The organism is Vibrio aquaticus (genome assembly GCF_003970385.1).
In the GTDB taxonomy this organism is placed as follows: domain Bacteria; phylum Pseudomonadota; class Gammaproteobacteria; order Enterobacterales; family Vibrionaceae; genus Vibrio; species Vibrio aquaticus.
The window spans coordinates 310,752-324,227 of record NZ_RXZH01000001.1; the positions used below are offsets into that span (position 1 = coordinate 310,752).

General features: G+C 45.6%; 11 protein-coding genes. 8 read left to right on the plus strand and 3 right to left on the minus strand.

Features of this window, described 5'->3' with window-relative positions; translation table 11 throughout:
* Positions 1–57 precede the first annotated feature (57 nt).
* Complete coding sequence (locus EJ063_RS01290) at positions 58–981, plus strand: hypothetical protein (RefSeq protein WP_126572201.1); 924 nt, start codon at positions 58–60, stop codon at positions 979–981.
* A gap of 63 nt (positions 982–1,044) precedes the next feature.
* On the opposite strand, the gene dbpA is transcribed toward EJ063_RS01290, so the two are convergent.
* Positions 1,045–2,421: an ATP-dependent RNA helicase DbpA gene (gene dbpA, locus EJ063_RS01295; protein ID WP_126572202.1), complete on the minus strand. Its 1,377-nt coding sequence runs from the start codon at positions 2,419–2,421 to the stop codon at positions 1,045–1,047.
* Between the two features lie 106 nt (positions 2,422–2,527).
* Complete coding sequence (gene folE / locus EJ063_RS01300; protein WP_126572203.1) at positions 2,528–3,181, minus strand: GTP cyclohydrolase I FolE; 654 nt, start codon at positions 3,179–3,181, stop codon at positions 2,528–2,530.
* A gap of 157 nt (positions 3,182–3,338) precedes the next feature.
* On the opposite strand from folE, the gene moeA reads away from it, so the two are divergent.
* The 5 genes from moeA (at position 3,339) to EJ063_RS01325 (ending at position 8,861) form a co-directional block, all read left to right on the plus strand.
* Entirely contained in the window at positions 3,339–4,574 is a 1,236-nt protein-coding gene (moeA, locus tag EJ063_RS01305) for a molybdopterin molybdotransferase MoeA (protein ID WP_126572204.1), read from the plus strand.
* Between the two features lie 9 nt (positions 4,575–4,583).
* On the plus strand, positions 4,584–5,333 hold the full coding sequence (moeB, locus tag EJ063_RS01310) for a molybdopterin-synthase adenylyltransferase MoeB (RefSeq protein ID WP_126572205.1): 750 nt from the start codon (positions 4,584–4,586) through the stop codon (positions 5,331–5,333).
* A gap of 30 nt (positions 5,334–5,363) precedes the next feature.
* Positions 5,364–5,681, plus strand: coding sequence for a hypothetical protein (locus tag EJ063_RS01315; protein WP_126572206.1), 318 nt, complete (start codon positions 5,364–5,366; stop codon positions 5,679–5,681).
* A gap of 16 nt (positions 5,682–5,697) precedes the next feature.
* Positions 5,698–6,543: a sulfurtransferase gene (locus tag EJ063_RS01320; RefSeq protein ID WP_126572207.1), complete on the plus strand. Its 846-nt coding sequence runs from the start codon at positions 5,698–5,700 to the stop codon at positions 6,541–6,543.
* Positions 6,544–6,623: 80 nt separating this feature from the next.
* Entirely contained in the window at positions 6,624–8,861 is a 2,238-nt protein-coding gene (locus tag EJ063_RS01325; RefSeq protein WP_126572208.1) for a bifunctional diguanylate cyclase/phosphodiesterase, read from the plus strand.
* A gap of 32 nt (positions 8,862–8,893) precedes the next feature.
* Here EJ063_RS01325 and EJ063_RS01330 read toward each other — a convergent pair whose 3' ends face one another.
* On the minus strand, positions 8,894–9,874 hold the full coding sequence (locus EJ063_RS01330) for a sugar-binding transcriptional regulator (RefSeq protein WP_126572209.1): 981 nt from the start codon (positions 9,872–9,874) through the stop codon (positions 8,894–8,896).
* 439 nt (positions 9,875–10,313) lie between these two features.
* On the opposite strand from EJ063_RS01330, the gene tal reads away from it, so the two are divergent.
* Both tal and tkt read left to right on the plus strand, forming a co-directional pair.
* Positions 10,314–11,264, plus strand: coding sequence for a transaldolase (gene tal, locus EJ063_RS01335; protein ID WP_126572210.1), 951 nt, complete (start codon positions 10,314–10,316; stop codon positions 11,262–11,264).
* 79 nt (positions 11,265–11,343) lie between these two features.
* The gene (gene tkt / locus EJ063_RS01340) at positions 11,344–13,335 is read left to right on the plus strand and encodes a transketolase (protein WP_126572211.1); all 1,992 of its coding nucleotides are present in this window, start codon (positions 11,344–11,346) and stop codon (positions 13,333–13,335) included.
* Positions 13,336–13,476 lie beyond the last annotated feature (141 nt).

The window sequence follows — 13,476 nt, forward strand, 5'->3', positions numbered from 1 at the left end:
CCACGTAATCATTCAGCGTCATACTGAACCACTCAGTCACATTATGTTGTAGTTACGTTGCGTTTCCTTATCCTTTCTATTGCCCTTTTAGGCTCTACCGCGTACGCCGAAGACAATGAGGTCGATTACTCTTCCTGCCACAGTCAGCCTGACAGCGCAGAGATCCTCGATTCTGCTTATCACTATGTAAATAGCCGCTTTTGTCAGCCTGCGATTTGGTTTGATAACTTCTTTGTCGATGAACGTATTGATGAAGATGCCAACGCGGGTAGTTTAGTTCGCTGGCGTAATGACTTTTCGTATGTCGAAGGAAAAGGTTACCAATACAAAACACGTTTTAAAGCGCGCTTTCATTTACCCAAAGTTAATAAACGCATCAAACTGGTCTTTGAGTCGGATGATGAGAGTGACTTGCTCGATCTGTTTCCTAAAAATGGCGAAGATGCAGAGAACACCCTCGCCCTTCGCTATGACTGGCTCAATAATGAACGCACCAGTTTCAACATAAAACTGACGGCTCACCCAGGTGCTGAGGCGCGTTTACGTTATACCTATCCAATCAACGACGATCTCATCTTTCGAGCGACGCAGAAGATCTATCAGAAAAAACGACTAACGGGTGAATCAACAGAACTTGACCTCGATTACTCTCTGAGTCCGGAGTTCTTATTGCGTTGGAATAACTTTGCGACCTATGAAGATGATATTAAAGGCTGGGAGCTGGGCACTGGTGTAACGCTTTACCACCATCTTACCGAAAAACAAGCGATCAACTATCGTTTAAGCACCACAGGTACTAATCGCCCATTCCACTATATTTCGAATACCCATGCGTCAATGACATACCGCGAGAACATACTCAGGCCTTGGTTCTATTATGAGTTCACACCTGAATACAATTGGTCAAGAGAGCCTGAGACTAGTCGAGAAGGTGAGTTTAAGGCAACAATCCGATTAGAGATCCTATTCCACAATATTTAAGCTCCGATTAAAACAAAAGAGCCCCACCTAATTGGCAGGGCTCTAGCTTATTCTAGGCAGTGATTATTTCATCACTCGGGCTTTAAAGTTACGCCCTTTCATTTTACCGGTTTGCAGTTGCTTAAGAGCCGGCTTAACAATGTCATGCTCAACCGCTACGTAAGAAACCATCGCCAAAATATTGATCTTACCGATCTTCTTACCATCTAGGCCTGCTTGCTTCGTTAGTGCGCCCAAAATATCACCGGCACGAACTTTCTGCTTTTTGCCACCCAAAATTTGGATGGTTTGCATCTTCGGATAGAACGGACGCTCTACTGGCTTTTCTGGCAGTTCAGATGAAGAAATCGCGATATCCATGTACTCATCAATACGCGCAACACGGTACTCTTCCTTCTCGCTGAAAAAGCTAAATGCCACACCTTTTGAACCAGCACGACCGGTACGGCCAATGCGGTGCACGTGTACTTCTGGGTCACGAGACAATTCAAAGTTGAATACGGCATCTAGGTTATCAACATCTAGACCACGCGCAGCAACGTCTGTCGCAACAAGAATCGAGATACTCTTATTGGCAAACATGGTCAACGCTTGTTCACGCTCACGCTGTTCCATATCACCGTGCAGTTCGATAACACTGAAACCACGATGGCTTAGCTCATCCGTCACGTTTTGAACTTCTTTCTTGGTGTTACAGAACACCACTGAAGATTCTGGCTTGTGAGTAAGCAGCAATGCTTCTAATGCATCGTCACGTTCTTCGGTTGTATTTAACTTAAAGAAGCGCTGCTCGATGGTGCTTTTTTGGTGCGTTGATTCCACTTTCACCATCTCTGGGTTAACCATTACCTTGGCAGCCAAAGAATCTATGTTGTCAGGGAAGGTTGCACTGAACAGTAGTGTTTGACGCTTACTTGGTGCCGCATCGATAATGGTATCGATCGCATCTTCAAAGCCCATATCCAACATGCGGTCAGCTTCGTCTAGCACTAGAGTGTTTAGCTCATCTAAACTAATGCGCCCTTTCGACATGTGATCCAAAATACGACCAGGCGTACCCACTAGAATGTGCGCGCCATGCTCTAGTGAACCAATTTGCGGCCCCATTGGCATACCACCGCAAAGCGTTAACACTTTAATGTTGTGAATGCCGCGAGCCAAAGTACGGATCTCTTTTGCTACCTGATCGGCAAGCTCACGAGTTGGGCACAGCACCAACGTCTGAACACGGAAGCGCTTAACGTTGAGGTTAGTCAGCAGACCTAGCGAGAACGTCGCCGTTTTACCTGAGCCCGTCTTACCTTGGCCAATCACGTCCTTGCCTGCTAATACCATAGGCAGTGCTTGTTGCTGAATTGGCGTCATTTCAGTGTAGCCAAGGCTATCAAGCGTTTCGATTAGCTCAGGGCGCAGGCCCAATGTTTTGAATGAAGTTGTCACTATCGTATCCCTTAGGATGAGTCGGCCACATTGCAGCCAACACTAAAAACAAAAACCGCTTCATGAACGAAGCGGTTTAAAAAATCGGTTGAATCGTCAGTTTAGCCTAGCGAATCCCGTGTAGAAATTCATGGCGTGTCGCTGGATTCGTTTTAAAAATACCACCCAATGCGGTCGTTGTAGTCTCACTGGTTGCATCCATTACACCACGAGACTTCACGCAGTAATGCGTTGCATCCATGGTTACGGCTACGTCATCAGACTCAAGCAGTGTTTGCAGTGCCACTAAGATTTGTTGAGTCATACGCTCTTGCACCTGAGGGCGCTGAGCAAAGAATCGAACAATACGGTTGATCTTTGATAAGCCAATGATCTTTCCACGCGGAATGTACGCCACCGCCGCACGGCCATCAATGGTCACCAAGTGGTGTTCACACGTACTGGTTACAGTAATGTCTTTTACTCGAACCATTTCGCTCACGTTCATCTTGTTTTCAATGACCGTGATTTTAGGAAAGTTTGAGTAATCTAAACCTGAGAAGATTTCATCGACATACATTTTCGCAATGCGATGCGGCGTCTCTTCTAAGCTATCATCAGAAAGGTCCAGCTCTAATAGAGAGAGAATTTCACGCATATGATGCTGAATTTTTTCCTTTTTCTCATCTCGACTGAACTGATTAGGCACCATTGGTGTTTCCAAACCACGGCTTTCTAGCGCATCTTTTACCAACTTTGCGGATTCGCTAAGACCTGACATTCGACTTCCTCTTACTTTACCCCTTTAGGATGGCAGACAAGGATACTCGGATTTCTGAATAATTACACCCATATTTTATCGAAGGTCATTATTGCGCAAGGCTTTCTGTGCTAAAGTGATTCGATTCCCTGACAATAATAAAACCTAGGATTTTGATATGGGCTGCTGTGACGCTCCGGGCTTAATGCCTATCGAAGATGCGATGGAAAAAATGCTATCGCCAATTAAACCTATTCAGGCGACCTTACAACTCCCCCTTGCTGATGCTATTGGCTTTGTTTTAGCCGAAGATATTTTATCCCCAATTTTTGTGCCTCCTTTCCATAACTCGGCAATGGACGGCTATGCAATCCGACTTGCTGATCTTGCAAGTAACAACGTTATGCCATTAGCGGGCAAGTCGTTCGCAGGTCAGCCTTTTGAAGGCGAATGGCCTCAAGGTCACTGTGTTCGTATTATGACTGGCGCAAAAATCCCTGCAGGCTGTGATGCGGTCATCATGCAAGAGAACACAGAAGTGACGGATGCAGGCATTCAGTTCAATCAAACTGACGTTAAGCCGCAAAATAACATTCGTCCTATGGGTGATGACATTACTCAAGGTGCAACGGTTCTCGCGAAAGGCGCACGTCTAACTGCGCGTGATATTCCGATGATTGCCACTCTAGGTATTAGCCGTGTCACAGTGGTTCGTAAGCCTCGTGTCGCATTCTTTTCTACTGGCGATGAGCTAATGCCTCTTGGTGACACTCTGCAAGATGGTCAAATCTACGACAGTAACCGCTACGGTATTAAACCGCTAATTGAGAACTTCGGCTGTGAAGCCATTGATCTAGGCATTATTCCTGACTGCCCAGAAACGCTGAAAGCTACGTTTGAAAAAGCACAAACGCTTGCCGATGTGGTTGTCACTTCTGGCGGTGTGAGTGTTGGTGAAGCGGATTACACCAAAGACATTCTGGAAGAACTCGGTGAGATTGGATTCTGGAAGCTTGCGATTAAACCAGGTAAACCTTTTGCCTTTGGTAAGCTTTCTACCGCTTGGTTCTGCGGCCTGCCGGGTAACCCTGTTTCAGCGGTTCTCACCATGTATGTCCTTGTTCAACCGTTACTGGCGAAGCTTGCCGGTCATACTGAGTGGATAGCACCTGAGTCGATTCCTGCTATTACCAAAAGTGCATTTAAGAAAGGCCCGGGTCGTACTGACTACCAACGTGGTATCTACTCAATCGAAAATGGCCAGTTCGTGGTCGAAACTACTGGTAATCAAAGCTCTGGTGCATTCCGTTCTATGAGCCTTGCCAACTGTTTTGTGGTTCTTGAGCGTGAACGCGGTCGTGTTGAAGTCGGTGAAACAGTCAACATTCAGCTGTTTAACTCAACGTTATACTAGGAGCATCCATTGGAGATTCTATCTGACCAAGAGATGCTGCGTTACAACCGCCAGATCATCCTTAAGCAGTTTGATTTTGACGGCCAAGAGGCGCTCAAGCAAAGTTCTATTTTGATCTTGGGTGCCGGTGGCTTGGGCTGTGCGTCTAGCCAATATTTGGCCACGGCTGGTGTGGGTAAGCTAACCTTAATTGATGATGATGTGGTCGAGCTTTCTAACTTGCAACGTCAGGTACTTCACCACGACAGCGACATCGGGGTGAAGAAAGTCGAGTCAGCGGCTAGCTCGTTAAAACAGCTTAACCCGCATCTTGTTGTCGACACCATCGACAAACGCCTAAGCGACGATGAGTTAACAGCGCTGATCAAACAACATACATTAGTATTGGATGCGTCAGACAATGTTGAGACACGTAACCAACTCAATAAGATTTGCTTTGAACTAAAAATGCCATTGGTGTCTGGTGCAGCTATTCGTATGGAAGGCCAAGTGAGCGTGTTCACCTATCAAGATGAATCTCAACCATGCTACCAATGCCTAAGTGCGCTATTTGGTAACGCGACTTTAAGCTGTGTTGAAGCTGGTGTGATGGCACCCGTGGTCGGTATCATCGGTGCGGTGCAAGCAATGGAAGCGATCAAAGTCATCGCCAACTACGGCACGCCTAAACAAGGCAAGATCTTAATGCTTGATGCCATGAGCATGTCTTGGCGTGAAATGAACCTAATGAAAATGCCTAGCTGCTCTGTGTGTAGCTAGAGTCAATCAATAACAAGGCGGTGATAGAACATGACCATGAACAGTCCGAAAGTCTTTATCGCCGCTTTTTGTTTTGTCTCTTTGATACTCATCGCCCTACTCTCTTTGACACCCAATCCAAAATCTAATCAGATTCACGGAGTGGTTTTAAATCAAACTCTCACTCAATCTCTCGATGGCCACCGCCGGTTTATTAACATCATCACCTCTGATGACGAAGAGTTGTTGATTCAAGCCGACCCTAAAGTCGATTGCCCGAAAGGTTCAAACGTCACCGTTAAACAAGAATCAGGGCTTATTGGTGGTATCGATTCTTACCAATTAGTAAAGTGTTTGCCTACACAATAAAAAGAAAGGAAATCTCATGCCTCATCCTCTCATCACACCTCAATGGCTTAACGAACAAATTATCTCTAATCCAAATTTAGTCATTTTAGATTCAAGCATCGACTTTCAGATCCCTGGGGAAGTTGAGAAAGATAAAGTAAACCTGATCCCAAATACGCTAAGATTCGATTACGACAAAGACTTTTGCGACCCAAACAACCCACTTCCCCACATGATGCCATCAGAGCAACGATTCAACGAGCTAGCTCAAACGCTTGGTATCAATAATGAATCAACAATTGTGGTGTATGACAACAGCGGCACGTTCGCTTCACCAAGGGCTTGGTGGATGTTTAAAGCCATGGGTCACAAAAATGTCCATATTCTCAATGGCGGCTTAACAGAATGGAAAGCACATGGCTTCAACGTTGTGCAAAAATATGCCACTGTCGCTTCTCAAGGGAATTTTAATGGGACATTAAACAGCCAGTACTTTGTTTCGGCCGATTATGTCCTGAGCCAAATTGATAACCCTGAAAGCTTAACCGTTGACGCACGTTCTAAAGCGCGATTCGACAGTAAAGTACCTGAACCAAGAGCAGGGTTAAGAAGTGGTCATATACCGCACTCTACCTGTTTACCTTTCGCACGACTAATGGACAAGCATAAACTCAAACCGGTTAAACAGCTTGAACCGATCTTATCCAAAGCTCTATCTCAGGATGTAAAAGAAACGCTATTTAGCTGTGGTTCTGGTGTGACAGCATGTATCGTTCTTTTAGCCGCGCATGTCGTTGGGTATGAAGGTTTACATATCTATGATGGGTCTTGGACTGAGTGGGGAGCAGAGTCTCAGCTTCCCCTAGAACAAACAGAACGATAGCTTGTAAGTAAGCCACACATTCCGTATACTGCTCCTTATGCTAGCGATAATTCGTTGATATATGGCTAAGGAGCAGCACGATGAACAAGCCAAAAACAGTATGGACATTGCATAGAGTCGTTGTTGTTATAAGCGTCTTGTTGTTAACTTTCATCATACAAAACCTTTGGCAATCAACGGTAAACAGCACGCTCCAAACGCAAAGCACTCAAGTAGAGCTATTTTCTACCTCCCTTTCTGCTTTGATTGATACCGAAGATAGATTGTTAGAGGTGGCGGGTGAGCAAGCGATCAATAACATTGAAAACGGCCTGCCTATTGAAGAATCCATCAAAGTATTCGATGGTTTGATCAGTGAGTCTGGCGATCTTTCTGCGATTAGGTTGATGGACCTTGAAGGCCGTTCGCTGGTTGCAAGCAGTAACCTTCCCTCTTCAAACGCACACCTCGCCAATTTTAAAACCACGCCGTTGTGGAACAATTTCCTTGAAACATTCGACTCTCACAATCTCGTAATCGGTCGAACTTACTATAGCCAAAACCTACAATCAGACTTCATCCCATTTAGAAAAGCGATTCGCAACATCCAAGGTGAGCCTGTCGCGGTGATTACCGGTGCTGTATCGTTAGATAACACAGGATTAATCACCGACTCTCTCTTGCTCGGCCCACATAACGTATTCAAAGTTGTACGCAATGATGGTTACCCGCAAATTGAGCTACCGACGCCCAAACAGGGCTATATGGAGAAGGTTAAGTTTACAAAAAGTTCCGTTCTTACTGAAAACCTAAAATTTCTTAAAGCAGAACGAGCAAATGGTGCGATTCAGTCATTTGATGTTCAGTTTGATGGCTCTACCTATCTAGGCGTAACCAAATACCTGCCTAAACAGCAGCTTTGGGTTGTGTCTCAAGTTGCCCAAGATGCGATCATCGCTGATTTTATGCCGTCACTTATGGTGATCATAACGGTGTTCTTTGCTCTGCAATGGTTCATTTACGCATTGATTAAACGTATCTACAACTCAGAGAAAACTCGAAGGCAAGAGCTGCTTTATCAAGCAAACCACGATTTCTTAACCGGGTTACCTAACCGCTATTATTCGCTTAAGCAGCAAACGCCGTGGCGCAATAAACGCTTTGCGCTGATGTATATTGACCTTGATAAATTCAAGGTAATCAATGATACCTATGGCCATATAAATGGTGATAAGTTATTGGTTGAACTCGCTAAACGTGTCAATAACTTAAAGCCTGAAAATAGTCTCTTTACTCGAGAGGCTGGCGACGAGTTTTTGCTGGTTTGTGAGCAGAGTAAAATCCCTGATCTCGAGACGTTTTGTCGTACGCTACTCGACCAAATCAGTCTTCCTTATCAGTTAGAAACGACAGAGTACCTAATCTCGGCAAGCATTGGCGTCGCACTGTACCCTCAGCATACGAACCAGATTGATTGTGTTAAACGTTTAGCAGACATTGCCGTTCTGAAAGCAAAAGAGCAGCGTAATACTTATTGCCTGTTCAGTCCTGACATGGAAAAAGAACAGCAACAAGAAGCGCGTTTTGAGCAGCGTTTACGAGCTGCCTTGGCTAGCGAGAGCTTCCATATCGAATTTCAACCCCAATACCGAGACGGTCAGATATGGGGCATAGAAGCACTGGCTCGTTGGGTTGACGATGAACTGGGGTTTGTGTCACCTGAAAAGTTTATCAAGGTTTCTGAATACATCGGCATTATGCCAGAACTCGGCAAACAGTTACTTAGCCAAGCACTACATGAATCATTGCGATTACAAAAGAGCTCTGGAGTAAATCTACAAACCTCTATAAACATCTCAATTATCCAATTTATGCAGGATGACTTTATCAGCCAGTTAACTGAGTTGATGGAGTCCAATTTGTTCGATCCGTCTGCTATCACTCTAGAACTGACTGAAAGTGTGTTGATTGAAGATTTACCTGCCGTTTTATCGAAGTGCCAGGCGCTCAAGGCACTCGGTTTCGAGCTTTCTTTGGATGATTTCGGTACAGGTTATTCGTCACTTAATGTATTGCATCAACTTCCTGTGGATGAGCTCAAGATCGATCGTAGTTTTATCTCCCACTTTTTAGAGGACCCAAGATGCTACTCTCTGATCAAAAGCATTGCGTGTATTGGTGATGGGTTAAATATGAGGATCGTCGCGGAAGGTGTTGAAGAGAAAAGACAGGTCGAGGGTATCTCGCAGCTTGGCGCGCATGTAATGCAAGGCTACTACTACGCGAAACCTCAAAGCGTTGATTCCCTTATAAAACAGCTAAAAGAAAAGGCAGCGTGATGCTGCCTTTTCTTTATATTCGAGTTCTAGAGTTACTTCATTTGCTCGTCTAAGTTTAATACCGTTAGGGCATTACTTACGCTTGTGGCGATCACATCAATTACGCCCGTACGAAGAGCGCCAAGTAACGCGAGTGGCTTGCTGTTTTCAGCAGCAATGGCAATCACCTCGGCGATGGGACGAAACTCTTCAAGCCCCAAGCCAATCACACGATCACTCATTACGGTTTTCGCCGCTTCACCGTGAATATCAAAGAAGTCATAACCAGCAAAGTCCCCAACCACACCTTGCAACATGCGAGACTGCACCACTTCTCCAGCAGTGAACCAACCAAGGTCAACCATGTAACTGTTTTCACTCATGTCGCCGATACCCACTAACGCCACATCGGCTTTACGCGCTAAATCGAGAGTTTGCTTAACCGTGGCATTCTGCATAAACGCCATCTTTTGCTCACGGTTTTCAGCATAAGCCGGTGCATAAAGGGTTTCTGATGTACCGCCATAGGTTTTCGCAAACTGACGGCATACGTGGTCTGCGTTATACATACCGCCTCTTGGGTGGATGCCACCAATGCCACAAACAAACTTCACATCTCGAGGTGGGATAACACCAGTGTGGTGAGCCACTGCCGATACGTTGCGCCCTTGTCCAACCGTTACGACGGTACCGTTTTGCAACGTGCTTGCCATATATTTGGACACAAGCCCTGCCACTTGGAGTCGCTGCTCTTCTTCACTCGGCTGGTCTAATGCCACTAAAGCGCGTTTTACATTAAATCTTTCGATAAGACGCTGTTCAATCTTAGCACTGAATACTGGGTGGTATTTTACGGTAATTTCAACGATCCCTTCGTCTCTTGCTTGCTTTAGCATACGGCCTACTTTGGCTCGTGAGACTGAAAACTTCTTAGAGATTTCTTCTTGGGTTGCGCCATCCTGATAATACGCAACCGAAATTTCGGTCAGTAGATCCGCATTATCGTCGGAAATATCATTTTGATTTTTGCTCATAATCGTCACATTACCTCGCCGGTCATCACACCGAACATATGTTCATAGGTGTAGCAGATGTCATACCGCCAAACTATAGCAACAATTGCTCATCATGAATACATTTTCTCAGATTCAATTTTCACCACCGATTTGTCACCTGAAGCCCTGCAGCGCTTGGGCAAACGTTTATTTCAATGAGACAAAGTAATCGAGAGAAAAAATAGTTGATGAATGTCACTATAACCCCACATGACTAATTGACAATTACGCTAGATAAGATAATTATGAGTCCATCATTTACTCAACGCTAGAGCAAATGTTCACTACAAATGTTCTAGCGATGAAAAGTTTAAAGTTAACTGGCAGAGTCATTTTCTCTCTATTGGTTAACTCGCTTGCAAATGCACCGTCATACATCACCAAATATGTATGAGGCCCAAGAAATAGGATGATCGGAATGAGCAACAAATTAGAGCAACTTCGTAAACTAACGACAGTAGTAGCAGACACTGGTGAAATTGACGCTATCAAAAAGTACCAACCAGAAGACGCAACAACTAACCCTTCTCTAATCCTTAAAGCAGCTCAAATCGAAGAGTATGCTCCTCTAATCGATGCTTCAATCGAATACGCAAAAGCACAAAGCTCAGACAAAGCACAACAAGTACAAGACACTTGTGACATGCTTGCAGTAAACATCGGTAAAGAAATCCTGAAAACAATCCCAGGCCGTATCTCTACAGAAGTTGATGCTCGTCTTTCTTACGACACTGAAGGCAGCGTAGCTAAAGCTCGTCAGCTAGTAAAAATGTACAACGATGCTGGCATCACTAACGATCGCATTCTAATCAAACTGGCTTCTACTTGGGAAGGTATCCGTGCTGCTGAAATCCTAGAGAAAGAAGGCATCAACTGTAACCTAACACTTCTATTCTCTTTCGCGCAAGCTCGTGCATGTGCTGAAGCTGGCGTATTCCTAATCTCTCCATTCGTTGGCCGTATCATGGACTGGTACAAAGCGAAAGAAGGTCGCGACTTCGAAGCATCTGAAGATCCAGGCGTAATCTCAGTAACTGACATCTACAACTACTACAAAGAGCACGGCTACAAGACTGTAGTTATGGGTGCAAGCTTCCGTAACATCGGCGAGATCCTAGAACTTGCTGGTTGTGACCGTCTAACTATCGCTCCTGCTCTTCTAGCTGAACTAGAAGCTGCTGAAGGTGAAGTTGTAGAGAAGCTAGTTGACTCTAAAGGCTCTAAAGAACGTCCTGCTCCAATGACTCACGCTGAGTTCCTATGGGAGCACAACCTAGACGCAATGGCAGTTGAGAAAGTTGCAGAAGGTATCCGCAACTTCGCCGTTGACCAAGGCAAACTAGAAGACATGATCGCAGCTAAGCTGTAATCACACAGAATTAAAAAAGGGGAACGTTTGCGTTCCCCTTTCAATTTCCAATTCCAATATTTAAACACTGGTAGTTATTATGGATCGTAAACATTTAGCTAATGCTATTCGTGCTCTAAGCATGGACGGCGTACAACAAGCAAACTCTGGCCACCCAGGCGCACCTATGGGTATGGCTGACATCGCTGAAGTTCTTTGGCGTGATCACCTAAACCACAACCCGTCTAACCCAGAGTGGGCTGACCGCGACCGTTTCGTTCTTTCAAACGGCCACGGCTCTATGCTGATTTACTCTCTGCTGCACCTAGCAGGCTACGAGCTATCAATCGAAGACCTTAAGAACTTCCGTCAACTGCACTCTAAGACTCCAGGTCACCCAGAGTACGGTTACGCACCGGGTATCGAAACAACAACTGGTCCACTAGGCCAAGGTATCACTAACGCTGTTGGTATGGCGCTTGCTGAGAAAACTCTAGCAGCACAGTTCAACAAAGAAGGCCACGACATCGTTGACCACTTCACTTATGCATTCATGGGTGACGGCTGTCTGATGGAAGGTATCTCTCACGAAGCATGTTCTCTAGCAGGTACGCTAGGTCTTGGTAAGCTGATCGCTTTCTGGGACGACAACGGCATCTCTATCGATGGTGAAGTTGAAGGTTGGTTCTCTGACGATACGCCAAAACGTTTTGAAGCGTACGGCTGGCACGTAATCCCAGCAGTAGACGGTCACGATGCTGAAGCAATCAACGCAGCAATTATTGCGGCGAAAGCAGACCCACGCCCGACTCTAATCTGTACGAAGACGATCATCGGTTTTGGTTCTCCAAACAAATCTGGTTCACACGACTGTCACGGTGCACCACTAGGCGCTGAAGAAATTGCAGCGACACGTAAAGAACTTGGTTGGGAGCACGGTCCTTTTGAAATTCCGTCGGAAGTTTACGCAGAGTGGGATGCGAAAAAAGCAGGCGCAGCTAAGGAAGCAGCGTGGAACGAGAAACTTGCAGCTTATGAAGCAGCACACCCTGAGTTGGCAGCTGAATTCAAACGCCGCGTAAACGGTGACCTTCCTGCACAGTGGGAAGAAAAGGCAAACGCAATCATTGCTGACCTTCAAGCTAATCCAGCAAACATCGCATCACGTAAAGCGTCTCAAAACGCGCTAGAAGCGTTCGGTGCTATGCTACCTGAATTCCTAGGCGGCTCTGCTGACCTTGCACCTTCTAACCTAACTATGTGGTCTGGCTCTAAGTCTGTTTCTGCTGAAGATGCGTCTGGTAACTACATCCACTACGGTGTACGTGAATTCGGTATGACTGCGATCATGAACGGTATCGCTCTGCACGGTGGTTTCGTACCATACGGCGCAACGTTCCTAATGTTCATGGAATACGCTCGTAACGCAATGCGCATGGCTGCTCTGATGAAAGTTCAGAACATCCAAGTTTACACGCACGACTCTATCGGTCTTGGCGAAGATGGTCCAACTCACCAACCAGTTGAGCAAATCGCTTCTCTACGTCTAACTCCAAACATGAGCACATGGCGTCCATGTGACCAAGTTGAATCTGCAGTCGCTTGGAAACTGGCAATCGAGCGTAAAGATGGCCCAACGTCGCTAATCTTCTCTCGTCAAAACCTTGCACAGCAAGAGCGTAGCGAAGAGCAAGTAGCGAACATCGCGAAGGGTGGTTACATCCTGAAAGATTGTGAAGGCAAACCAGAGCTAATCCTTATTGCAACGGGTTCTGAAGTTGAGCTAGCGGTTAACGCTGCTGCTGAGCTAACAGCTGAAGGCAAGAAAGTACGCGTAGTATCTATGCCTGCAACTGACGCGTTCGACAAGCAAGATGCTGAATACCGTGAGTCTGTACTTCCATCTGACGTAACGGCACGTATCGCAGTTGAAGCTGGCATTGCTGACTTCTGGTACAAGTACGTTGGCTTCGGTGGCAAGATCATCGGTATGACAACATTCGGTGAATCTGCACCAGCAGGTGAACTATTCAAAATGTTTGGTTTCACTACTGAAAACGTAGTAAACACAGCGAAAGAGCTTCTCGCTTAATCAATGTCAGCACTAACAATACCCTGCTCTCAGAGCACAATACAGGTCACTTATGAGGAGCTGTGTAGCGTTTAAAAGGGTATCAGACATTTGATATTTCGCCCTAGGCCGATGAGGCTTAGGGCGTTTGTCTATAAAAAG

Excerpts from the sequence above, each read along its gene's own strand:
- folE (WP_126572203.1), bottom strand. The coding sequence starts at position 3,181 with ATGTCAGGTCTTAGCGAATCCGCAAAGTTGGTAAAAGATGCGCTAGAA.
- moeA (WP_126572204.1), top strand. The coding sequence starts at position 3,339 with ATGGGCTGCTGTGACGCTCCGGGCTTAATGCCTATCGAAGATGCGATG.
- EJ063_RS01315 (WP_126572206.1), top strand. The coding sequence starts at position 5,364 with ATGACCATGAACAGTCCGAAAGTCTTTATCGCCGCTTTTTGTTTTGTC.
- EJ063_RS01320 (WP_126572207.1), top strand. The coding sequence starts at position 5,698 with ATGCCTCATCCTCTCATCACACCTCAATGGCTTAACGAACAAATTATC.
- EJ063_RS01325 (WP_126572208.1), top strand. The coding sequence starts at position 6,624 with ATGAACAAGCCAAAAACAGTATGGACATTGCATAGAGTCGTTGTTGTT.
- EJ063_RS01330 (WP_126572209.1), bottom strand. The coding sequence starts at position 9,874 with ATGAGCAAAAATCAAAATGATATTTCCGACGATAATGCGGATCTACTG.
- tal (WP_126572210.1), top strand. The coding sequence starts at position 10,314 with ATGAGCAACAAATTAGAGCAACTTCGTAAACTAACGACAGTAGTAGCA.
- tkt (WP_126572211.1), top strand. The coding sequence starts at position 11,344 with ATGGATCGTAAACATTTAGCTAATGCTATTCGTGCTCTAAGCATGGAC.